This window comes from Legionella sp. (assembly GCF_049790535.1).
Classification (GTDB): domain Bacteria; phylum Pseudomonadota; class Gammaproteobacteria; order Legionellales; family Legionellaceae; genus Legionella.
Genome location: NZ_JBAQZB010000116.1, coordinates 15,210 through 38,251 on the forward strand (window position 1 = coordinate 15,210; position 23,042 = coordinate 38,251).

The following is a 23,042-nucleotide window of genomic DNA, read 5'->3' on the forward strand; positions in this document are numbered from 1 at the left end:
ACGGTATACTTCACTTGTGCTTTGGAAAATAAAAATTATAAAAGCAGCTGACCTATACCGATTATTTATAATACAATGGAGATACAATGAACTTAATATTTAAAAATCTTTCAGCAATTGCTCTAAGTTTAAGTGCTGTAACTGCTTTTTCAAGCCCAATTTATTTAACTACCCATAACCATACTGGCGTAGAATCTAATGCATACGTAGCAGGTGTTCCTTCTATTTATCCTACACCAGCCAATTCAACACGAGAAGTTTATTGGAATCTAGTAAAGTTAGCGTGTTACGGACATACTACTGGCAGAAATTGCCCTGCAGTAATTAAAATGGCGACGAATACTACTGACCCTATAGAAATTGGCACTGTCAGTATGAATCTTGATACCGGTGATATCAGCCCCAAACAAATAACCAGCAATGGGTATACTCTAATTGTTGATGGTCCAGGTGAAGCGAGCATCATTAAAAATTAATTTGTACATATAAATCATAGATACATTACCAACTGTCCTAAGGATTAAAATGATTTTAAAGAGCTCTTCGAGTTTTTTAAAAAAACTTTTTACGAGTTGGAGTCAAGATAGAATTTCAAGTCAATCTGCAGCATTAGCTTATTATACTGTATTTTCACTTGCTCCAATTTTATTAATTTGTATTTCAATTATAGGGATAGTATTTGGTGAAGAAGCAGCCCGTGGTCAAATAATGGTAAAAAAATTATACCAATGAGAAGTACCATTTTAATTAAAAAATATTGAGCTTATGATTACTCTGAAGTGAGTAATGAGCTCATTATGTTGTAGACAGCTTGACGGCATTACTTTCCCTTCCTATTCTTTATTGGTGATATGATCAACTGTCCATAAAAAATTTATATTGTTTGTCACTTAATTAAATAGGAGAATATAATGAAAGGTATTTTATCATTAATTATTGGCAGCAGTTTAATGATAGCAACCTCAACAGTTTTTGCCGCTACCAAAACTGACCTCGCTACAAACTGGATTTGTACAACCAATGCCAGCAGCAGCTCTGTCGCAGAAGAAAAAGCAGCTGACGATCAAATGGCAAATACAGCAAAATCCGCAGCCGATGCCTTTGCATTTGCAGCTACCAACTGCCGTGATTGCACAAAAATAACCTGTAACGTGCAATAATATATTTTGTAACTCTTCTATTTTTACATAGAAGAGTTACAAACATTGTTTATTATCTTCGTTTTTCCGACTTTTAAGAGAATCCTTGTCAAATAATTAAAAAACAAACATAGAATCTATCTGGCAAATAACTTAATCATTGCTTCATTAAACTGCGGAATATCATCCGGTTTTCTACTGGTCAGCAAATTATGATCAAGAACAACTGGTTGATCTACCCAGTGGGCTCCTGCATTAATGAGATCAGTTCGTATAGAAGACCAGGAAGTAACCTTACGACCATCAACTACTGCCGCATTAATTAATAACCATGGGCCATGGCAAATAGCAGCTATGGGTTTACTTTTTTTATTCATTTCTTTTACAAAATTAACCGCTTCGGGAAGTGTTCGCAATCTGTCTGGATTCATCACGCCACCAGGCAATAGCACTGCATCATAATCTTCCTCACGTGCTTCTTTAAGAGAAACATCAATAGGGAAAGTATCTCCTTTATCCATATGATGCCAACCTTGTACATTTTTTTCAGGTGAAATTAAAAACGTTTTTGCCCCAGCATTCTCAAGAGCGCGTCGAGGCTTTTCCATTTCAACCTGTTCGAATCCATTTGCTACTAAAATTGCTACCTTGACTCCTTTTAAATGGTCCATTTTTTCCTCCATTAAATGTTTGTCCACTATTAACTATTTACTATTACTCCCCCATTGGGATGTAAAACTTGCCCCGTCATATAATAAGAATCATTTGATGCTAGAAAAACATAGGCAGGAGAAATTTCACAGGGTTGGCCCACGCGTTTCATGGGAACATTAGTACCAAATTGTTTTTATCTCATCGGCTAAGGGGTCCAAACCGGGCCTGGTGCACAGCAAATATAAGCCAGCATTTTTATCTAATTCTTCGATAAGTAGATTCTCTGTATAATAAGCTAATTACTTCAGCCTCTATACTAAGTAATTTTATGTATATGCGAAATGAGTTTTTTTATTTATTTTTATTTTCGTTTAGCAATAGTTACTGCCTCAATTTTTCGCTTCATTGAAGAAAAAATATCTTCCGATACACCAAAAAAAGTAGACAGCACATCAGTAGGAATAACACTTATCGAAGCGACTAAACCAATATCATCTTTGGGTTCACTAGCATCAGTGTTAAAAACAATCAATACAAGCAATTCTTCTGTGTCACTAGCGTTTTCAAAATAATGGAAATGGCCTTGTGGCGCAAATATTAAATCACCCGCGTTTGCTTCAAAACAATCACTCTCGCCCTTAACGCCTAAAATACTCCATTTGGCTCGACCAGAAATAATAAAATTGAGCTCCCAGGCATTAGGATGCCAATGCGGTTCTCGAATACCCCCTACTTCCAAACGAGCTAAATAGACAGAACCCTCCTGACCTTTGAGGATATTCCAATTATCTGCTATTGCTCCTTGCAATGTTCCCCCTTCAAATGAGGAGGGTGACCAAGAGCTTAAATGAAATAAATGAGGATTTTGAGAACTCCAGCCCCCAAAAGAAGTGTTATTAGAAATTTTATTCCCTACATTAGAACAAGTTTTATCTTGTGGAGAACTGCGTTCATTAGATAAAACTGTAGACAATTTTTTATTAGTCATTAACTACTCCTTATTAAGCTAAGACCTATAATTAAGTATAGCAATACTTACAAATTCGCAAGCTATTGCTTACCCTACGTACAGGTAAGATCATTGTGGATAATTATGACAACCGATGTAGAAATATCGATTTTTTGTCACTTCTTTAGAAGCAAAAAAGCCACGATGAACGTGGCTTTTTTGCTTCATTTAGGAGATAAATTATTTCATTGGTGCTGGTGTCTCTATTGGATCAATAACCCAAACTACTTGTCCGCCAACCAGATCAGCGCTGAAATGACCACTGCCAGAATTTACATTATACGCAGAAGTCGGCGATAACTGTTGCACTGAGTCAATTGTAGGTTTGCTGCCTGAAAACAGATGAGTATATCCCACATCAAAACCAAAATTTGCTTTCCACTGATAATGAGCACCTACGGCAACAGCCCAACGATCTACGTCAGGTAAGCGAATGTTTCTGTCTTTGTTATTACTTGGCGTTTGATCATAACCACCACCTACTCGAAGCATCCACTGAGGATTAATGCGATAGTTCGCACCAAGCGCTACCCGCCATGCATCTTTATAATTTTGTGCAACTGAATTAATAATATTTGCCTCAGTTACTGCAAAAGGAGGTATTGAACTAATATTTGGGGCAGGAAGATTATTCAATTGAATTGTTTTGAACACATTCCAACCTGTATAAATAACAGAACCTAGTAAAGCCAATCGTTCGTTAACATCCTGATAACCACTTAATGTAAGCACATCAGGAAAATTAATTGGATTACTAAATAAATTACCGTTTTTCCAAATACCAGGAGAGGGCAATGGACCAACTAAATCAAAATCATTAGCTAATACACCTTTAAATTCACTATGCCCATAAAAAACATGGCGTACCCTGGATTGATAATTTAAACCAATACGAGTATGGTTATCATTAAACAGTCCCATCACCCCCACATGAAAACCTAAGCCCCAGGAAGCTCCTTTATTGTTACTAAAAGTATCCACTTCAGCTGGATTTTCATCAAGTAACTGGAACAATGTTGGCGCACCAATCATTTGATTGAATTTAACGCGAGAATATTGGAAATCCATCCCCGCTCCCACAGCAAAATTTTCAAATACTTGAGTACCAATTTCAGGAGAAATATTAACGGTTAAAAGCTCAGTATACGTAGCTGAATAACGCACTGGCGAATTGGGATCCCAATCCGTAGACAAGCCAAAAGGAGCTACCAGACTTAAACCCGCTGTAGTATGCTCACCAAGAGGTAATGCATAATGAGCTGCAGGAGCAACACCACTGTAGCTACCATCAACATGTTCAAATGATTGTGTATAAGGCGGCAGGCCTTCTGTAGTGTAAGTACTTGTTCCATTAATTCGAATATCGGGAAATATACCTGTAGCACCTAATACAGCTTCTTGTTTATGGAGCAATGATAAACCAGCTGGGTTATACCATCCTGTTGATGCATCAGCTGCTTCTGCTGCGACACCAGCACCATAGTTACCCGCTGTATAACCAGAACTCTCACCATATAAAGCAAAGCCAGCTGCATGAGCTGCACCAGTAGCTAGAACACTAAGAACCGCTGTGTTAATAAGTGTTCTTAATGGTTTATACCTATTCATCACTCAAGACTCCTTAATCCATTACTTTCAAAATAGAATAAAATGCGTTCGTTGTTGGGGGAGTGTATCCTGTTTTCAAATCTTTAAAAATACTTTTTTCTTATAACATTCAAAGAGAAAAAAATATTAATTCATAATGATACAATTAGATTCATCGTGGTTTATTAATGAATAATATAGGCCGTAAAAATAAAATCAAACTACTTGTATACTTACTTCACTCCATGATAAGGTGTATTATTTTTGTGCGGAAATAAACATGCCACAAATAATAACTAAATTTGGTGGAACCAGTGTTTCAACTCGAGGCAACTGGGATAACATTGCAGCAATTACTAAAAAACATCTGAGTAAAGGGGTGCAACCTGTTATTGTCTGCTCAGCATTAACGCAAATTTCTAATAAACTAGAAAAAGCCATAGATGCTGCTTTGCTCAATGAGCATCAAAGTATCCTAACAGATATTCGTAATGAGCACTTTAATCTTGCAGAACAACTGGCAACAAATCCTGAATTAATTACTGAAGAGTTACATCAGTTAGAACAATGGCTCACAGGTATTGCTCTATTAAAACAAGCTCCAGCTAAAACCCATGCCCAAATATTAAGTTTAGGTGAACTGATGATGACTCGTCTTGGGCACGAATTCCTGCAAAAGCAAGGAATTCATTGCCTTTGGTATGATGCTCGTGACTTATTAACCAGTACACCATTTTATAATGGTGAATCAGCCAATTATCTTTCTGCCCGCTGTGAAAGCGAATACGATCCGGAATTGGTTGAAAAATTCTTATCCAGCGGCGCACAAGCAATAATTACCCAAGGTTTTTTTGCCGCAAACCCACAAGGCGAGACGGTATTATTAGGTCGTGGTGGTTCGGATACCTCAGCCACTTTATTTGCAAGTAAATTACAAGCTACCGCTTGTGAAATTTGGACTGATGTTCCTGGCATTTATACTGCCAATCCTCATCAACTACCCCACGCACGCTTGTTAAAAAAATTAAATTATGACGAAGCACAAGAGATTGCTTCTATGGGAGCTAAAGTACTTCATCCCAATTGTATTCCACCGGTACGACGTGCCAAGATTCCAATGTCGGTTAAATTTACTCAAATGCCAGAGCATTCAGGAACTTTAATTACTAAAGACATTGATGAAACAGCACCATTAATTAAATCAATTCAAGTTAAAAACAGTATTCTGTTAATTTCAATCGATACCTTACATATGTGGCAACAAGTTGGATTCTTATCTGATGTATTTTCTGCTTTTAAACACCATGGTTTTTCAGTAGACCTACTCTCTTCTTCTGAATTTAACGTTACCCTTTCACTCGATATCAATAAAAAGATACATGACCGACCTGCAATTAATGCCTTATTACAGGAGTTAAATCAATTCGGACGCGCCAAACTCATTGAGCCCTGCAGTGCAGTCAGCTTGGTAGGACATCATATTAGAACAGTGCTACCACAACTGGGCCCAGCCCTCGAAGTATTTGAGGCAAAACAAGTGTATTTAATGTCATTAGCATCTAATGATTTGAATCTAACTTTTGTTGTTGATGAATCTCAGGCAAATCAGCTTTGCCAAAAGCTGCACCATTTACTTATAGAAAATAACCCGCAAATTTTTTATTACTCTAAAAGCTGGCACGAAGAATTTGGCAAACCTGCTGTACGCTTTACACCTTGGTGGGAAACCGAGCGCGATCGCTTATTAACCACAGCTTCCATATATTCACCTTGCTATGTATACCATAGTCCAACCCAGGCCAATAGAGCAAAACAATTGCTTGCATTGGAATCTGTAGATAACTTATTTTATGCCATTAAAGCAAACCCTCACCCTTCTATTTTACAGACTCTAGAGAAAGAAGGTGTGGGGTTCGAATGCGTCTCTATTCAAGAATTAGATAGAGTTTTAGAACTATTCCCTAATATTGATCAAAAGCGTATTTTATTTACACCAAATTTTGCGCCCCGATCTGAATATGAGTACGCATTAAAAATTGGTTGCCACATCACTATAGACAGTCTCTATCCATTAGAGAACTGGTCAGGTTTATTTAAAAACCGCGATGTTATTATCCGTATTGATCCCGGTACCGGGGCTGGTCATCATAAACATGTTTCTACTGCAGGAAATGAATCAAAATTTGGTATTACGCAAAATGATCTGGATCGGGTTGTTGCAATTACCAAAAAAAATAACATCCGAGTAGTAGGATTACATGCCCATTCAGGCAGTGGGATTCTTACACCTGAATTATGGCAGCAAACCGCATTAATGCTGGCTTCGTTAATAAAGCAATTCCCAGAAATAAAAGCGATTAATTTAGGTGGTGGTTTAGGTATTGTTGAAAAACCAGGACAGCAACCTTTAGATTTCGCTAATCTGGATGCATTACTGATGGCAGTAAAATCTCGCTACCCGAATCTGGAACTTTGGTTAGAACCAGGTCGCTTCTTCGTCGCAGAAAGTGGTATTATTTTGGCTAAAGTTACCCAGTGCAAAGAAAAAGGCAAAGTTAAATTTATTGGTATTGAGACCGGCATGAATTCTTTGCTCAGGCCTTCTTTATATGGTGCTTATCATGAAATTGTAAATTTAAGCCGACTCCACGAGGAAAAAGCTGGATTTTCACATATCGTAGGTCCTATTTGTGAATCAGGAGATACTTTGGGTTATGACCGATTATTACCGGTCACTCAAGAAGGTGATGTGCTTTTAATTGCGAACACGGGAGCTTATGGCCGTTGTATGAGCTCTTATTACAATTTAAGACCACCTGCACAGGAAATTGTATTGGAATAATTTAGGAGTTACCGTCCAATTTAAGAAGCGAGTCACTTTCGCATTAGGTGCGAATCTATTTTTCAAGTCGCACCACCTCAGCTTATTTTACCAATGGATCTTCGTCTGTGTGGATGACAAAAATTTTAAGTTGACACCATTGAATGCTTACTTACATTTTCTAGGAATTTTCAATTAAATCATGCTAATAGACAGTAATCAAAGGAAACAAGCTACCAATCCCAGCCAATCGTTTATAGTTCAGGCTCCAGCAGGTTCGGGTAAAACAGAAATTTTAAGCCAACGCTATCTGCGCTTATTAAGTACAGTAACCGCCCCAGAACAAATTATTGCGCTTACCTTTACTCGCAAGGCCGCCAGTGAAATGCGGGAACGAATTATTTTCGCCCTCCAACAAGCTACAAGTACCTCCTTCGCCAGAACGCCTCATCAACAAATCACTCTTGATTTTGCGCGTGAAGCACTTCAGCGTGACGAACACTATCAATGGGATTTACTGCATCATCCTAATCGCTTAAAAATTATAACCATCGATTCTTTATGTCAAAGTATCAATCAAGCAATTCCATTGCTGGAAAAACAAATTGCCTATTCACAAGTTACAGATAAAGCCGAAAGCCATTACTTAAATGCAAGTCGTTACTGCATCCAATTCGCTCTAAATACCCCTGAATACCAACAGGCCATAAGAACACTGTTTTTACATGTAGACAACCGCCAAGATCGTTTGCTGGAATTATTTAAAACATTGCTCTCTCGCAGAGATCAATGGCTATACCCTTTATTCCAGGCTAAAGTCCAAGAAAAATCAACCTTTGAACAAGCCTTACATCAGATACAAGAACATGAACTAACTCGTTTTAAACAAAGTCTTCCCGATCATTTAGTCCCAGAATTAATACAATGCGCCCGCGAACTAGCACTTATTGAAAATAATCCTGACTCACCTCGTTATGTGCTAAAAGAATGGAATGATTTCCAACAAACCAATCGAGAGATTGCTACCGCATTAGGTAAACTGTTACTAACAGGTGATTTTAATTTTCGCAAAAGTTTTGACCATCGCGTTGGACTATTAAGCTCTTCTTGCCCACCTAATGAATACAAACGACTTAAAAATGCCAGTAAAGAACTTTTAGCAGAACTTAACAACTACCCTGACTTTCGTGATTCCTTAATGCAAGTAAGTAATTTGCCAAATCCAGAATACGATGCAGAACAATGGGATGTATTACAAGCCTTATTTTTATTACTTCCACTGCTTGTTGGCCATTTGCAGCTTTTATTTAGCGAGCAAAATGAAGTTGATTTTACAGCCATTTCGCAACAAGCATTAGCGGCATTAGGTGATTCAGAATACCCTACTGATTTGGCATTATATTTAGATAATGCAATTCATCACCTGTTAATTGATGAATTTCAAGATACATCCATTACTCAGTTTGATCTACTCAGCAAGTTAGTTCATGGTTGGCAGGGAGGAGACGGCAAAACCTTATTTATCGTAGGTGATCCCATGCAATCCATTTATCGGTTCCGGCAAGCGGAAGTGGGATTGTTTTTCCGGGCTAAAGAACAAGGCATTGGACCAGTTCGACTTAACTCATTAGAATTGAGTTGTAATTTTCGCTCAACTAAAACTATTGTAGATTGGATCAATCATCAATTTACCAAAATATTTCCGCAACAAGTAGATATAGAGTCTGGAGCAGTATCATTCCATCCCAGTATGAATGTTATTCAAGATGACAAACACAGTGCTATTCATGCAATGCAATTTAAAGGTCGTGAACAAGAAGCTCAAAGGCTGATACAACTCATCCAATATGAATTGCAAACTCAACCAGAACAAAGCATGGCTATTTTAGTACGCTCCAGAACTCAGCTGGCGGAAATTATTCAATTACTGCGTTACCATCAAATTCCCTACCAGGGCACTGATATTACTTTATTAGCAAATTTAGGGCACTTACGTGATGTATGGTCATTAACCCAAGCCTTATTATCTCCTGCAAATCGACTATCTTGGCTGTCTCTGCTACGTAGTCCCTATTGTGGTTTGTCGTTAACTGATATACATGCCATCGCACACTTTAATAAAAAGAAATCCATTTATTCTGCTCTGTTACATTTAAATAAAATTCAAGACTTGAGCGAAGAGGGAACTATTCGTGCCAGCTATTTTATTCGTATCATGCACAAAGCACTGACACACCGATATGAAAGCAGACTGTCGACATGGGTAATTAATGCATTAAATGAATTACATGTTGATAAAATACTAAATCCAGCCCAGCTTAATGATTTACAACAATTCTGGAACCTGCTTGATCGTTATGAAGAAGATGGCCGTTTGGCCGACATGAATAAGTTTCTGAAAGAATTTAATAAGCTCTATTCTCAACAGACTACTCCATCGCGTTTGCACATTATGACCATTCATAAATCCAAAGGTTTGGAGTTTGACACCGTATTTTTACCTGGTTTAGGTGCACAACCTAATCAAGGAGATTCTCCGATGTTACGTTGGCTTAATTTACCTACACAAAAAAACGAAAATTTATTATTAATGTCGCCAATTAAAGCAGCACATCAGGAACACTGTGCTGTTTATGATTATTTAAGTCAATTGGATAATGTAAAAAGCTGCTATGAAGCACAACGACTATTATATGTTGCAGCGACAAGGGCAAAATCACGTTTATATTTAATGGATTATTCTGAAAAATCATCCAAAAACTCTTTTCGTAGTTTATTAAAACAGCAAGAATTTAATGAAGATGAAACCTTACAGTGTACACAGGAAATAAATCTTCCTTTGCCTAAATTAATGCGGCTCCCTGTATCTTATTATCAAAACAAAGACGACCCCCAAGTAAATGATCATTTTTCCAGAAATCCTGCCTCTACTTTATTAACGAGTATTCCTCGCCTAACCGGTATAGTGGCTCATCGATTATTACAATGGGTATGTGAGAACCATCCGGCAACACCTACTGAAATCCCTTGGAATTTAGCACATAATGAATTTAAAAAACTTGGATTTGATGAAAAAATGCAACAGGAGTCTGTAGAGCTTTTACAAGAACAGATTAAACGATTATTTCAAGATAAAATAGGTGCATGGATTATTACCAAACATGATAAAGAACACAACGAATATGAATTATTGGTAACACACCAGAATAAACCTTCCACTCGAATTATCGATCGTACATTTGAAGATCAAAATAAGATGTGGATTATTGATTTTAAAACAGGTAAAGACGAGGAACATGCTTTAGTTACACACCGCCTTCAACTCAATAATTATGGTTTGTATTTATCAGAACGAAGTGAACGTCCGGTTCATTGTGGAATTTATTATTTGGCAAGTACGCGTTGGGTTACCTGGGAGTATGAGTTTGTCTTAAGCTGATTTTTTTTCTATGCAATAATACTAGCCTGAGCTATTATTCACCTTTTACACTAAAGGTCTCATCAATGACTGTTGAACGTACAATAACAAACGTGTTAAATACGTTAGCCGATCCTTTGCTTGATCTTACCGGCAAGGAAATGAATTTACAGTGGGACTATAAAACTAAAGCCAATGAATTGATTATTAACGTGCTTGCAGGGTTCCCACACTATTTTCTAGAAGAGAACTATAAGCCGCTAATTTACTCTGCGTTACAAACTCAATTCCCAAACCAACACCTAACAATTAACATTGACCAATGGATTAGAGCACATAGAACTCAATTAGTGGGTAAAGGCTTACGAGGCGTCAAAAATACGATCGCAGTCGCTTCAGGAAAAGGAGGCGTCGGTAAATCGACAGTAACGGTTAATCTTGCCGCAGCATTAGCGCGTGCTGGAGCACGTGTAGGCATTCTAGATGCAGATATTTATGGGCCCAGCATACCCCTCATGATGGGTAAAACAGAACCTGTTCAAATCGACGGTAATTTTTATCTACCGGTTCATGCTCATGGTATTCAAGCGATGTCTATTGGCTACCTTACTCACAATGACCAGGCCTTGATTTGGCGAGGTCCTATGCTCGCTAAATCATTAATCCAGATGCTGGATAGTACTCTTTGGGATGAATTGGATTATTTATTCATTGATTTACCACCAGGAACAGGTGATATTCAACTTACTTTAGTGCAAAAAATTCCTCTCACAGCAGCAATAGTGGTTACAACACCTCAAAATGTGGCAACATTAGATGCACAAAAAGCAATAAATATGTTTTCGAAAACAGGAATAGATGTATTAGGTGTTATTGAAAATATGTCGATACATGTATGCAGTCAATGTGGTCATCAAGAAGCATTATTTGGTGCAGGAGGCGCTGAAGCGCTTTGTGCTTCTCATCATTGCCCTTTGTTAGGCCAGCTTCCTCTAAATGGACACATCCGTCAACATTGTGATATTGGCTTACCAACAGCAGCTCAGCCTCGCAATAATTTAACCGACACATTTATCAAAACAGCCCTGCATAGTGCCATTGAACTGGCTAAAAAACCAATTAATTATGCAGATAAGTTTCCTAAAATTGTTGTTGAGTGAATTTGTACCTGATGAGTATAATGTTAAAAACTAAAAAGATTGAATCATGCGACGAATACCTATAATAATAAGCCTGCTGTATTCGTGTTTTGTTTTCGCTAAACCCAGTTATCAAATCGATCTTATTATATTTGCCCAAAACACTGCCTCTTTTCAACATGATATGCTTCTTACAGATGTGCCCCTCATTCCTATGAGTACTAATGCGAACTTTTTAAAACCGAGCTCAGGAAAAACACTTAAACCTTACTTTTTATTACCTGGTTCCTACTCAAGTTTACACGATCACTATTACCAATTAAGTCATCGCTCACGTTATCCGGTTTTGGGCCATTACTCCTGGAGACAACCGGCCAATAGCCAAACTACCGTTGCTTTGCCTCGTGTTGAACAGAGCGGATGACAACAAGTACAAGGTACATTTCGTGTAAGAGAAAGTAATTACTATACGTTCAATGCACATCTGCAAGTGTCTCCGCCTAATAATCCACAATCATCCTTTACGGTGTCACAAAAACATCGTTTAAAAGGAAATGTGATTTATTATTTGGATAATGATGATATAGGAATGGTGGTTAAAATTCATAAATTAGCGTAAAAATTATCAGTACTGCGTCTTAGCAGTTAGCAAAACGCTATTTGCTCCACTAGAGTAATTCATTAATTGATATATGACTCAAAGCAAGCTAATTTCTAAATTGCTGATTTAAGTAACTAGATTGGTTTCAATATTATAAACATCCATTAAAAATACCAGGCGCATGATAAGTAGAATTCACATTAATACGTTCATGTCCGGGCTGTATCAGTAGACTATTTAAGAACTATTTAAATTGCAAGCCAAATTTTAAAGGTACAACGCAATAGGAATCCATCTAAATTCGATGATAATATCAACTACAATTAAAATAAATTTACACTCCGTCCACAATTCGATATATTTCACCTTTGATTTAAACAAAGCGAATGATTTTATTGAATTCCATACCCTTACATAGGCCAAAAAGAATACTTATTTGGTTGGTCAGTGTTTCTTTTTTATTATTTCAATTCTTTTTACAACTATCATCAGGAATCATTATTGGTGCAATTATGCATGAGCAAGGGTTCTCTGCATTAGTTGCTGGTCTTTTAAGTAGCTCATTTTATTATGTGTACACAAGTATGCAAATTCCAGTCGGTATGCTTTTTGATCGTTACAACATAAAAACTTTATTATCAATTAATGCTTTACTCTGTGCTTTAGGTTGTTTTATTTTTTCCATCGGAGACAATTTAGTTGTATTATTTTGCGGGCGTTTGATTATCGGCGCAGGTTCTTCTTTTGCTTTTGTCGGTTTAACTCGCGTTCTCCGCCAACATTTCCCCTTAACCCAGTATGCTTTTATGATAGGTTTGTCCGAAACTTTGGGATTTACAATTACCGTATTAGGTATGATTGGCATGGGATCGCTTATCGGCTTTATCAGTTGGCGGTATTTCCTGACGATTGCAGCTACTGTAGGTCTTTTAATTGCTACCTTATGCTGTCTTTTTATTCCCAGTAACAAACCCACTTTTAATAATCCACAATACTACAAAAAACAACTGCTGTTGATGCTAAAAAATAAATTGGTCTGGATTAACGGGTTATTTATAGGTTTGGAATTTTCTGTCATTACTGTTTTTGGCGCTATGTGGGCGCTCCCATTTGTACAACTCAAACTGCACTGTGATATAAAAACAGCGAGTATCCTTACCTCAATGATTTTATTAGGTGCTGGCATAAGTTGCCCGATTTATGGTTGGCTATCCATACGCCTGAGCAAACGCAAGCCCCTCATTCATTGTTCGTGTTTATCCACTGCAGCGCTATTTCTTCTTATTCTTTATTTACCCCTAAAAAGTAGTTTAATAACTGGCTTTCTATTTTTTATGATTGGTCTTTGTTGTGGAGCTTACATGCTGGCCTTTACGATTGCCAATGAACTCGCGCCACCTGAATCTCTTTCTGCATGCACGGGCTTTACTAATACCTTAGGAATGCTATCCACACCCATATTACAACCTTTAATTGGTTATTTACTTGATTACTTTAGTGGACATACAGGGCACTATACCTTAGAGAATTACCAATTAACACTTTTAATCATTCCCGCGGTGTTAATTATTGCAAGCATTCTTTCACAATACCTACCCGAAAAAACAGCAAATGAGTCAGATGAGAGTGCAAGCATAACTGAGTACGGCCATAATATATAATGAAATTTAAGTAAGAAGGGCATTCGATTATGAATTGGCATTAAAAACAAATTCGCTTTATGGGTAGTCTTGCTCGAAAGATATTGCTTCAGAGTGTGAGGACCTCCCCACTATTCCATTGAAATCGGATAAATACTAATTGGTATTAATAATGACAATTCATTGCGAATAATTTTATTTCGACTATTTCTAGGAATCTTGTCAACAAAATAAAGTTGGTTTAGAACCTTATAATCCGTAAGATATATTTTTAATAATTGGGCAATGCGGCACACTGTCGATTAAAACGCTCACCATAAGCTGCTTCTATTACGGCAGGATGTAAGTTCAACACGTGTTTAATCTTTACAGGCGAAATGCGAAAACCACTATTTGCCTTAATGAGCAAATCCGCACGCCCGTGTGATATTCTATATTCGTGGAGATCATAAGTTACAATATCTTGAGTTAGAAACCATGGAGAACGATAATGGTGTTCCGTTCTGCATCATGCAAATAACCCAACATTAAACCAAGCTCATCATCTTGTAAAATATAATCAATCTCCTCATGACCATGCTGGCATACTCTATCTACACAGTTGCTTGTTCCTTTAAGAAAGACTGCTCGGTGACAAAGCAGAAAGTGCCTTTGCTTTCTTTGGAGAAACCAGCAATTGCATGAGCTGAATTATCCGCTTTCAAAGTATTCAGCAATTTTAAAGTCAGCTTAGGCAAACCTATGTTTAGCACGCATTGATCATGATCTAATGATTTGATTGAAACAAATTGTGACATTTTCACTTTATTGCCTGAAGGATCAAGCCAACCAGCAACGGCTGCACTGACGGCATCTTTTTCTTTGAGATTGGCCGAATAAAAACCATTATCATCGTTTAAATGACAGAAAGTAGTGCTGATGTCATGAGAGTCTTTCTGATCATTACTTAACATTAATTGACCAAACCAGGCTTTATTACCGGTAACAAATTCTTCCTTATTATTCACCTGCACATGGCCATTCAATTGACTTGTTTGTTGGGCCTGCAATTTAACACCAGGTCGTAACACTAACGTTTCATTGGGATGATTGCTTTGTTTCAACATATCTACTTTAAAGTTAAAACCTTTCTTATCTTCACCTTTAACACCAAAAATCCAGCTGTCATTAATTGGGTTAAAGCGAATAAAAGAATGTCCCACATGCCAATCAAGTGAGGCCGCCGACTCTATTTTTTCATTACCCTCATAGAAAAATATCAGTTGATTTGTTTGCCCGTCAATTAAAGCCGCTTTAGCATAAAATTCTGAGCCTTGACGCTTCATTTCAAAAAAGTAACCATATTTATCACCACTTTCATTATTCACCATACCCGAAAAGATCCAGCTACCTAGAGTAGGATCAACTGGTTTAAGCTTCGGTTTTACTTCATCTGTTTCGGTTGCAAACACGCCAGTACTGATGAAAAATATTATCCCAAATAAAAAAGCACAACATCGAATAGGTAACATATTAGCAATAACCTTTTAACTGTTGATGTGACCATAATGCGTTCCAAAATGCATCTTCCAATACAGCGTTTACAGGCAAATAAAACATGGTATCTGTACTAAATGGGCGGCACTTCACCGCATCTTTTTCTGTCATAATAATGAACGATTCCAAATAGTCCAAATCACCTGGCTTAAACTGATAATGATCAGGATAAGAACAGGTATCAAATTCTATTCCTAATTGACTTAAAGTGGAATAAAAACGTTGTGGATTGCCAATTGCTGCGACTGCTTCCCATTTTCCATTAATCGCATCAAGTTCCACTTCGTTACCATTATTAAGTTGCGTTATCTTACCAGGATTTAATATCATAGAATACGAATTTTCCCAAGTGCCCTCATTCACCACAATAAAATCCACTTCTTCTAAACGAGTAGCAGGTTCTCTTAAAGGCCCGACAGGCAAACAGAGACCATTTCCCAAACCTCGCATACCATCAATTACGGCAATTTCAATAGCACGGCCCATACGATAATGTTGTAAACCATCATCACTAATAATAATTTGGCACTCATGTTTGTTTAAAAGATAATGCACTGCCTCTGTGCGCTTGGGTGAAATCACTACACAACATTGAGTTTTTTGTGCTATTAATAAAGGCTCATCACCAACCTTTGCCGCCGCGTCATCAAGCTGAACTTCATAGGGAAAATTCTTAATTGTAGCTCCATAACCTCGGCTAACAATTCCTACTTTTAATCCTTTTTCCTGCAATCTCTTAGCTAATTCAATAACCAAAGGCGTTTTACCTACGCCCCCAACGGTTAAATTGCCAACAACAATAAGAGGCACAGAACAATTAATTTGACAAAAATTCTGTAAATACCAACGTCTCGCAGAAACCACAAGACGGTACATTAAGGACAAAGGACTTAGAAACCTTTGTAAAGGATGTGTTCCATACCATAAATTATCCATAAATGAAGACATCAGATTATAGTTTCCTCACCCATCGTATTGATGTGCTGCCCTCCATGAAGTTGTGTATAATATCCTTGCAATGCAAGTAACTCCTGGTGCGTTCCTTGTTCTACAATACGTCCTTGTTGCATAACAATGATTTTATCTGCATGTTTAATTGTTGATAATCGATGAGCAATAATTAAAGTAGTACGATTTTTCATTACTTCTTCTAAAGCAATTTGAATGTAACGTTCCGATTCGCTATCCAAAGCAGAAGTAGCTTCATCCAAAATTAAAATAGGTGCATCTTTTAGAATGGCTCGTGCAATAGCAATTCTTTGTCTTTGTCCACCTGATAATAAAACTCCATTCTCACCTATGTAGGTATCGTAAGTATCAGGCAATTTGCTGATAAACTCATCAGCAAAAGCCAATTTCGCAGCATGAATAATTTGCTCACGACTAACATCCCAACGTCCATAAGCAATGTTATTAGCTAAAGTGTCGTTAAAAAGAGTTACATTTTGACTTACCAAAGCCATTTGTTTACGCAAACTGTGTAAGCTAATTTGATTAATTGGCATATCATCCAGAGTAATCATTCCTTCCTTTACCTCATAAAAGCGTGGAAGTAAACTGGCTATAGTGGTTTTACCGCTTCCCGAATGCCCCACTAAAGCAACTGTGCTACCTGCTTCAATAGTAAAAGTGACTTCATGTAAAACCTTTCGTCCCAGTCTATAAGCATAAGATACCTGTTTAAACGCAATTGCTCCTTTTGCCCTTTGTGCCAACATAATGCCCTGATCTAGTTCTACAGGCTTATCAAATAAATTGAATACACTTTCTGCCCCAGCTAGTCCTTTTTGGATGACCGCATGCAACGTCGTTAACGTTTTCATTGGCTTAATCAACTGTAACATCGCAGCAATAATTGCTAAAAAAGAGCCTGCTGAAACAATAACTATGGTGGAAAGTTGAATGGCTGCTGCAATAATTGCGGCAATACCAATCGCAATAACAATCTGTACACCCGATACATTGACAGCCTTACTTACAGCAACCTTCATATCATTTTGTCGTGAGCGCTCTATTGCTTTGCTAAACTTATCAGACTCATAAGTCGTACCTCCAAAAATACGCACCACTCGATAACCCTCAATTGCTTCACTAGCAATTTCAGTTACTTCACCCATTGTTTCTTGCACTTTATGACTAATTCGTCTGACTCGCTTATTGGTGTAACTGACAATCAATCCGACAAAGGGAATAGTAAATAAAAACATGAGCGATAATTGCCAACAAAGTACCATCATCACTGTAATTAAGCCTATGATTAAACAGATGTTTTGCACGAGGTCTGTTAATGCTTCTGCACTAACCTGGGCAACTTGCTCTACATCGTAAAGAATTTTGGAGAGTAATTGCCCAGAAGTTGTTTCATCATAAAAATCTGCAGGCAAGTACAGAACATGGGTAAAAACCTTTTCTCTTAATACTTTAACTACAGAACGTGCTACCCAAGTCATGCAATAGCTGCCAAGAGAGCTGATTAACCCTCTTAAAGTGATCCCTATTAAAACGATATAGGGAATTTTTTTAATAAAAGCGATGTCAATATTAATAAATCCTTTATCAAAAAAAGGACGCATCATGTAAGTGAAACCAGCATCGATCAGTGAATAAAAAATATTTGCGCCGATACCCAAAACCAATACTGGCCAAAATGGTTTGACGTAAGAAAACAAACGTTTATATAAGACATCAGTTTTAATAGTAAGTTTATTTTTCATTAATTCAGAACTTAGCATATTAGCAATATGTGGCTAATTGTAACTCTTATTGAACAGAAGTGCTAATATTCATTCCACATCTCTAACGTCATTTTAACGCGCGTATAGGCACAATGAAACCCAATTTTTTGTACATTTGCATCAGAAACAGTCCCATGTTCAGTCGTAACTATAGCCCAGGATAACCCATGCTCTTTGGCATAATTCAAGCGCGTATGTAATAATTTCTTTTGTAATCCACTTCCCCGATAAGCGGGTAAAGTACTAGTAACACCTAAATCACAAAATTCACCATGCATCGCGATTACGGCTCCAGAAACCATGAATTCTTCCTTATAAGCAGCAAAAGCTTGAACTCCCCCAGCCTTCGCATAACGAAAAAATTGTTTTTTAGCTACAGGACAACCAAACCCTAAAGCAACTCGAGTAGCCCATTCCTCTAATTCACAGGGAGTTACTTTTCTGATTTCAAACGGCGAAACAACTAAATCGACCGGTTCGTATGTTTTTAAATTCAAGGCAGAAACACTATTTAATTCAGAGACTCCATAACCACGTCTACTTAAAAATACAGCTAATTCATTCCCTACAAAAGGACATAACTCTATATCCACCCGCAAATGATCCTGAGCTTTATAAAAATGTTCTATGTGTTCAATTTCAGTCTTAAATTGCTTTGGTCGAGTAGCAAACCCCCAACCTACAACTTGCGATAAATAGGAATCAAAACCGGAAAAACAAGCTGCGCCACCATTAATTTCTAGCACAGTTCCTTCCTCATATTGTCTGGTTACTTCAATATGGGTTTGCTTCATGCAACCTTCCATTTGTGCCGCTAAATCTTTAGTGATATAGCTCATTTTATGTTTAATCCATTTAGCAATTGATGAACTAATCCAGGCCCTTGATAAATCAACCCACTGTACACTTGCAATAACGATGCTCCCGCATCTAATTTTTCTTGAGCAGTCTGACAACTGTCTATTCCGCCAACTCCAATCAAAGTTACTGCATCACCAACGTATTGTTTGAGCAAGCTCAAACACTGCAATGATAATTCCTGCAAGGGTTTACCACTTAAACCACCAATCTCTTCTGCATGAGGTAAATTTTTAATACCCTCACGTGAACAAGTAGTATTGCTTGCAATGATTCCTTCAACACGATGCTGTAAAATAACTTCTGTCATTTGTTTTAATGTTTCATTATCCTCATCAGGAGAAACCTTAACAACTAAAGGAACATGACGCTGAAATTCATCAGCCAATTTCATTTGTTCAGCCCGTAACTGCGACAGTAAATTAGCAAAGTAAGCACCTTGTTGTAATTGGCGCAAATCAGGTGTGTTCGGAGAGGAAATATTAATTGTTACATACGAGGCATGGGCATAGACTTTTTTGAGACAATAAAGATAATCATCAACAGCCCGATTTAAAGAGGTATCCTTATTTTTACCAATATTAACTCCCAAAATCCCCTTATAGTTTGCCTGAATTATACGATTTACTAAAATATCAACACCTTGGTTATTAAATCCCATACGATTGATAATGGCCTGCGCTTCAGGTAAACGAAATAAGCGTGGCTTTGGATTACCCAACTGAGCTCTTGGTGTAACTGTCCCTAATTCAATAAAAGAAAAACCTAATTTAGATAAGGAATCTAAATACTCGCCATTTTTATCGAAACCTGCAGCTAAACCCACTGCATGGGGAAATTGCAATCCCATAGAATTAATGGGTTTGGCATCTATGGATTTATTGCGAGTAATAGGCATATAGTGCAATGCTGACAAACTCAATGAATGCGCTCTTTCTGGATCCATAAAAAATAATAAAGGACGTAAAATTGAATAAATATTAAACATTAATGGGATGTCCCCAGAGCATTAACTTTCGCATGTGCGACTCTCCTAAATCGGTAAATCCAAGTAACTTTGGCTTAAGAGTAGGTGATTTTTTAAATCGGGTAAAGAAGCTTTTTTAAACCATCATAATCCATGATGAAAATAGAAATTCTGGTTGCAACTTCAATTCGATTAGGTATAGTCTAAATGGATTTATAAAAAACCACAGGAAGCCACCTATGTACATAGGACCAAACTATCAATTAGGCGAAACCTATGAGCTATTACGAGATAGTGTTCGTCAATTTTCCCACACTGAAATAGCTCCTTTTGCTGCAAAAATCGATGAAACTAATGCATTTCCAAATCACCTGTGGCGAAAATTAGGAGACATGGGTTTATTAGGGATTACAGTGAGCGAAGAATATGGAGGAGCCAACATGGGATATCTTGCTCATACCATAGCTATGGAAGAAATTTCTCGTGCCTCTGCTTCTGTCGGCTTAAGTTATGGTGCGCATTCTAATTTATGCGTAAACCAAATCTATTTAAATGGAAACACTGCGCAAAAACATAAATATTTGCCTAAGTTAATTAGTGGGGAATACATTGGTGCCTTAGCAATGAGTGAATCCAATTCAGGTTCGGATGTCATCAGTATGCAATTACACGCCAAGGCATCGGGCGATAAGTTTGTTCTCAATGGTACCAAGATGTGGATTACTAACGGTCCTGATGCAGATGTTTTAGTAGTTTATGCAAAAACAGACAAACAAGCAGAAAATAAGGGCATTACCGCATTTTTGATTGAAAAAGGAATGCCTGGATTTAAGACAGCTCAAAAATTGGATAAATTGGGGATGCGCGGTTCAAATACCTGTGAATTAGTTTTTGAAGAATGTGAAGTACCTGCAGAACAAATTTTGGGTGAAATTAATCGAGGTGTCAAAGTATTAATGAGTGGCCTTGATTATGAACGTACTATTCTGGCAGCAGGACCTGTGGGTATTATGCAAGCATGTATGGATGTTGTTTTACCTTATGTACATGAACGCAAGCAATTTAAACAACCTATTGGCGAATTTCAATTCATCCAGGGTAAATTAGCAGATATGTATACTGATCTAAGTGCCAGCAAAGCGTATTTATATACAATTGCTAAAGCCTGCGATCAGGGCTTAGTCTCTCGTAAAGATGCTGCTGGAGTAATTTTATATACTGCAGAAAAAGCAACGCAAATGGCATTACAAGCAATTCAAATTCTTGGTGGTAACGGATATATTAATGAATACCCAACTGGCCGTTTACTACGCGATGCAAAACTGTATGAAATTGGGGCTGGTACTTCTGAAATTAGAAGAATGCTCATTGGACGCGAACTTTTTAAAGAAACAGCATAAGGATAATACGAATGGATCATAACGAGATAGTTATTGTTGCAGCAAAAAGAACGCCCATGGGAGGATTATTAGGGGCGCTATCTGCACTTTCAGCTCCAGAACTAAACGCTATTGCTCACAGAGCTGCTTTATCTCAGGCAGGAATCAATCCGGCTGAAATTGACGAAGTCATTAGCGGTTGTGTGCTCCAGGCGGGTATCGGCCAAGCCCCCGCACGTCAAGCTGCAATCAAAGCAGGAATCCCTGATTCAGTAACCGCCTCAACAATCAATAAAATATGTGGTTCTGGGATGAAAGCAGTGATGTTGGCTCATGACTTAATTAAAGCAGGTTCAGCAAATATAATCCTTGCTGGAGGGATGGAAAGCATGAGTAATGCACCCTATTTACTGCTTAAAGCACGTGCAGGATACCGGTTAGGACATGGTGAATTAAAAGATCATATGTTTTTGGACGGGTTAGAAGATGCCTATAATAAAGGTCAGTTAATGGGATGCTTTGCCGAAGCCACTGCGGAACAGTTTCATTTCAGCAGAAAGCAACAAGACGAATACGCCACCCAATCAATGAGCAAAGCCTTAAAAGCAATTGAAAACAGTGCGTTTGCTGAAGAAATTGCACCTGTGACCATCAATACCCATAAAGGTGAGACAACAGTAACTATTGATGAAGGCCCAGACGCAGCAAAATTAGCCAAGATCCCTCACTTAAAACCTGCGTTTAAAGCAGATGGTACAGTTACAGCAGCAAACTCCAGTTCTATTTCTGATGGTGCAGCCAGTTTGATATTAATGAGCAAGGCAGAGGCAGAAAAACGCGATTTTCGTCCTATTGCCCGTATTGTCGCTCATGCAAGTCATGCTCAAGCACCCCAGTGGTTTACCACGGCACCAATCGATGCAATTCGTAAAGTAATGACTAAAGCTGGATGGAATCAAAATGATGTCGATCTTTATGAAATTAATGAAGCATTTGCGGTTGTGGTAATGGCTGCAATTACTGAGCTTGAATTAAATCCAGAACAGGTTAATATTCACGGCGGTGCTTGTGCTTTAGGGCACCCTATCGGTGCTTCAGGTGCACGTATTTTAGTTACTTTAATCCATGCATTGAAACATCAAGGTAAAAAACGTGGTATTGCCGCATTGTGTATTGGTGGTGGTGAAGCAACAGCAATGGCAATTGAGTTGATGTAATTTATCATAAAAAAAGGATGTTCATGTTACGACAAAGTCTTATTTATTTGCTACTCAGTATTCTGGTAGTCGTATTTGCAAAATACGCTCATCTTGTTATTGTTTATATTGATGTATTTTTCACGTACGTAAATATAAAATTAACTCCTATATTCAGCCAAACAGGTTGGGGACTTGTTATCCGTAAAATTCTGGTGCTTGCTCTGTTGCCTGTTGTTCTTACAACAATTCCAGCTTTGATCTATAGAGCAATAAAAGGTAGTGACATGCCCCACTTTATTGCAATAACATGGATCCTTTGGACGATACTTGTTCTTAGTGATATTTTAGTACGATAAGGAC

General features: G+C 37.7%; 19 protein-coding genes and 2 pseudogenes. 11 read left to right on the forward strand and 10 right to left on the reverse strand.

Going from position 1 to position 23,042, the window contains the following annotated elements; genetic code table 11:
• The first annotated feature begins 86 nt into the window (after positions 1-86).
• The 3 genes from WA877_RS07075 (at position 87) to WA877_RS07085 (ending at position 1,160) form a co-directional block, all read left to right on the forward strand.
• Positions 87-476, forward strand: a complete 390-nt coding sequence (locus WA877_RS07075) for a hypothetical protein (protein ID WP_425170217.1) — start codon at positions 87-89, stop codon at positions 474-476.
• 49 nt (positions 477-525) lie between these two features.
• Positions 526-732, forward strand: a complete 207-nt coding sequence (locus WA877_RS07080) for a YhjD/YihY/BrkB family envelope integrity protein (RefSeq protein WP_425170218.1) — start codon at positions 526-528, stop codon at positions 730-732.
• A 179-nt stretch (positions 733-911) separates the two neighbouring features.
• The gene (locus WA877_RS07085; RefSeq protein WP_425170219.1) at positions 912-1,160 is read left to right on the forward strand and encodes a hypothetical protein; all 249 of its coding nucleotides are present in this window, start codon (positions 912-914) and stop codon (positions 1,158-1,160) included.
• A 116-nt stretch (positions 1,161-1,276) separates the two neighbouring features.
• Here the strand turns inward: WA877_RS07085 and WA877_RS07090 are convergent, their stop codons facing one another.
• From WA877_RS07090 to WA877_RS07105, 4 genes and pseudogenes are all read right to left on the reverse strand, one after another.
• Complete coding sequence (locus WA877_RS07090; protein ID WP_425170220.1) at positions 1,277-1,810, reverse strand: type 1 glutamine amidotransferase domain-containing protein; 534 nt, start codon at positions 1,808-1,810, stop codon at positions 1,277-1,279.
• A gap of 29 nt (positions 1,811-1,839) precedes the next feature.
• Positions 1,840-1,968: pseudogene (locus WA877_RS07095) on the reverse strand (SDR family oxidoreductase); the annotation flags it as partial.
• A 186-nt stretch (positions 1,969-2,154) separates the two neighbouring features.
• A complete protein-coding gene (locus tag WA877_RS07100) occupies positions 2,155-2,781 on the reverse strand; it encodes a cupin domain-containing protein (RefSeq protein ID WP_425170221.1) in 627 nt (208 codons plus the stop codon).
• Between the two features lie 201 nt (positions 2,782-2,982).
• Positions 2,983-4,413: an OmpP1/FadL family transporter gene (locus WA877_RS07105; protein WP_425170222.1), complete on the reverse strand. Its 1,431-nt coding sequence runs from the start codon at positions 4,411-4,413 to the stop codon at positions 2,983-2,985.
• 256 nt (positions 4,414-4,669) lie between these two features.
• Here WA877_RS07105 and WA877_RS07110 point away from each other — a divergent pair, with 256 nt between their 5' ends.
• The 5 genes and pseudogenes from WA877_RS07110 to WA877_RS07130 all read left to right on the forward strand — a co-directional run bounded on the left by WA877_RS07110 (position 4,670) and on the right by WA877_RS07130 (position 14,029).
• Complete coding sequence (locus WA877_RS07110) at positions 4,670-7,231, forward strand: bifunctional aspartate kinase/diaminopimelate decarboxylase (RefSeq protein ID WP_425170223.1); 2,562 nt, start codon at positions 4,670-4,672, stop codon at positions 7,229-7,231.
• Positions 7,232-7,412: 181 nt separating this feature from the next.
• On the forward strand, positions 7,413-10,649 hold the full coding sequence (locus WA877_RS07115) for a UvrD-helicase domain-containing protein (RefSeq protein WP_425170224.1): 3,237 nt from the start codon (positions 7,413-7,415) through the stop codon (positions 10,647-10,649).
• Positions 10,650-10,714: 65 nt separating this feature from the next.
• Positions 10,715-11,788, forward strand: a complete 1,074-nt coding sequence (gene apbC / locus WA877_RS07120; protein WP_425170225.1) for an iron-sulfur cluster carrier protein ApbC — start codon at positions 10,715-10,717, stop codon at positions 11,786-11,788.
• Positions 11,789-11,834: 46 nt separating this feature from the next.
• Positions 11,835-12,386: pseudogene (locus WA877_RS07125) on the forward strand (CsiV family protein).
• A 368-nt stretch (positions 12,387-12,754) separates the two neighbouring features.
• A complete protein-coding gene (locus WA877_RS07130; protein ID WP_425170226.1) occupies positions 12,755-14,029 on the forward strand; it encodes an MFS transporter in 1,275 nt (424 codons plus the stop codon).
• A 250-nt stretch (positions 14,030-14,279) separates the two neighbouring features.
• On the opposite strand, the gene WA877_RS07135 is transcribed toward WA877_RS07130, so the two are convergent.
• From WA877_RS07135 to WA877_RS07160, 6 genes are all read right to left on the reverse strand, one after another.
• Complete coding sequence (locus WA877_RS07135) at positions 14,280-14,417, reverse strand: hypothetical protein (protein WP_425170227.1); 138 nt, start codon at positions 14,415-14,417, stop codon at positions 14,280-14,282.
• A 184-nt stretch (positions 14,418-14,601) separates the two neighbouring features.
• Positions 14,602-15,519 carry a hypothetical protein gene (locus WA877_RS07140; RefSeq protein ID WP_425170228.1) on the reverse strand — a complete coding sequence of 306 codons (918 nt, stop codon included), beginning with the start codon at positions 15,517-15,519 and terminating at the stop codon, positions 14,602-14,604.
• Position 15,520: 1 nt separating this feature from the next.
• On the reverse strand, positions 15,521-16,492 hold the full coding sequence (gene lpxK, locus WA877_RS07145) for a tetraacyldisaccharide 4'-kinase (protein WP_425170229.1): 972 nt from the start codon (positions 16,490-16,492) through the stop codon (positions 15,521-15,523).
• A complete protein-coding gene (gene msbA / locus WA877_RS07150; RefSeq protein WP_425170230.1) occupies positions 16,492-18,258 on the reverse strand; it encodes a lipid A export permease/ATP-binding protein MsbA in 1,767 nt (588 codons plus the stop codon). The genes lpxK and msbA overlap by 1 nt, the downstream gene beginning before the upstream one ends.
• Positions 18,259-18,320: 62 nt before the next feature.
• Entirely contained in the window at positions 18,321-19,118 is a 798-nt protein-coding gene (locus WA877_RS07155) for a GNAT family N-acetyltransferase (RefSeq protein WP_425170231.1), read from the reverse strand.
• Complete coding sequence (locus WA877_RS07160) at positions 19,115-20,116, reverse strand: quinone-dependent dihydroorotate dehydrogenase (protein WP_425170275.1); 1,002 nt, start codon at positions 20,114-20,116, stop codon at positions 19,115-19,117. The genes WA877_RS07155 and WA877_RS07160 overlap by 4 nt, the downstream gene beginning before the upstream one ends.
• 227 nt (positions 20,117-20,343) lie before the next feature.
• Between WA877_RS07160 and WA877_RS07165 the strand changes: the two genes are divergently transcribed.
• Genes WA877_RS07165 through WA877_RS07175 form a run of 3 tightly spaced genes read left to right on the forward strand, consistent with a single transcriptional unit; the run spans position 20,344 to position 23,038 of the window.
• The gene (locus WA877_RS07165; protein WP_425170232.1) at positions 20,344-21,504 is read left to right on the forward strand and encodes an isovaleryl-CoA dehydrogenase; all 1,161 of its coding nucleotides are present in this window, start codon (positions 20,344-20,346) and stop codon (positions 21,502-21,504) included.
• Between the two features lie 11 nt (positions 21,505-21,515).
• Entirely contained in the window at positions 21,516-22,700 is a 1,185-nt protein-coding gene (locus WA877_RS07170; protein WP_425170233.1) for an acetyl-CoA C-acyltransferase, read from the forward strand.
• Positions 22,701-22,723: 23 nt separating this feature from the next.
• Positions 22,724-23,038, forward strand: a complete 315-nt coding sequence (locus WA877_RS07175) for a hypothetical protein (RefSeq protein ID WP_425170234.1) — start codon at positions 22,724-22,726, stop codon at positions 23,036-23,038.
• Positions 23,039-23,042 lie beyond the last annotated feature (4 nt).

Bases quoted from the DNA above. Each gene is read 5' to 3' on its own strand.
- WA877_RS07155 (WP_425170231.1), bottom strand. From the start codon at position 19,118: ATGAGCTATATCACTAAAGATTTAGCGGCACAAATGGAAGGTTGCATG.
- lpxK (WP_425170229.1), bottom strand. From the start codon at position 16,492: ATGTCTTCATTTATGGATAATTTATGGTATGGAACACATCCTTTACAA.
- WA877_RS07175 (WP_425170234.1), top strand. From the start codon at position 22,724: ATGTTACGACAAAGTCTTATTTATTTGCTACTCAGTATTCTGGTAGTC.
- WA877_RS07080 (WP_425170218.1), top strand. From the start codon at position 526: ATGATTTTAAAGAGCTCTTCGAGTTTTTTAAAAAAACTTTTTACGAGT.
- WA877_RS07075 (WP_425170217.1), top strand. From the start codon at position 87: ATGAACTTAATATTTAAAAATCTTTCAGCAATTGCTCTAAGTTTAAGT.
- WA877_RS07140 (WP_425170228.1), bottom strand. From the start codon at position 15,519: ATGTTACCTATTCGATGTTGTGCTTTTTTATTTGGGATAATATTTTTC.
- apbC (WP_425170225.1), top strand. From the start codon at position 10,715: ATGACTGTTGAACGTACAATAACAAACGTGTTAAATACGTTAGCCGAT.
- msbA (WP_425170230.1), bottom strand. From the start codon at position 18,258: ATGAAAAATAAACTTACTATTAAAACTGATGTCTTATATAAACGTTTG.
- WA877_RS07085 (WP_425170219.1), top strand. From the start codon at position 912: ATGAAAGGTATTTTATCATTAATTATTGGCAGCAGTTTAATGATAGCA.
- WA877_RS07090 (WP_425170220.1), bottom strand. From the start codon at position 1,810: ATGGACCATTTAAAAGGAGTCAAGGTAGCAATTTTAGTAGCAAATGGA.
- WA877_RS07170 (WP_425170233.1), top strand. From the start codon at position 21,516: ATGGATCATAACGAGATAGTTATTGTTGCAGCAAAAAGAACGCCCATG.
- WA877_RS07130 (WP_425170226.1), top strand. From the start codon at position 12,755: ATGATTTTATTGAATTCCATACCCTTACATAGGCCAAAAAGAATACTT.
- WA877_RS07165 (WP_425170232.1), top strand. From the start codon at position 20,344: ATGTACATAGGACCAAACTATCAATTAGGCGAAACCTATGAGCTATTA.
- WA877_RS07100 (WP_425170221.1), bottom strand. From the start codon at position 2,781: ATGACTAATAAAAAATTGTCTACAGTTTTATCTAATGAACGCAGTTCT.
- WA877_RS07110 (WP_425170223.1), top strand. From the start codon at position 4,670: ATGCCACAAATAATAACTAAATTTGGTGGAACCAGTGTTTCAACTCGA.
- WA877_RS07115 (WP_425170224.1), top strand. From the start codon at position 7,413: ATGCTAATAGACAGTAATCAAAGGAAACAAGCTACCAATCCCAGCCAA.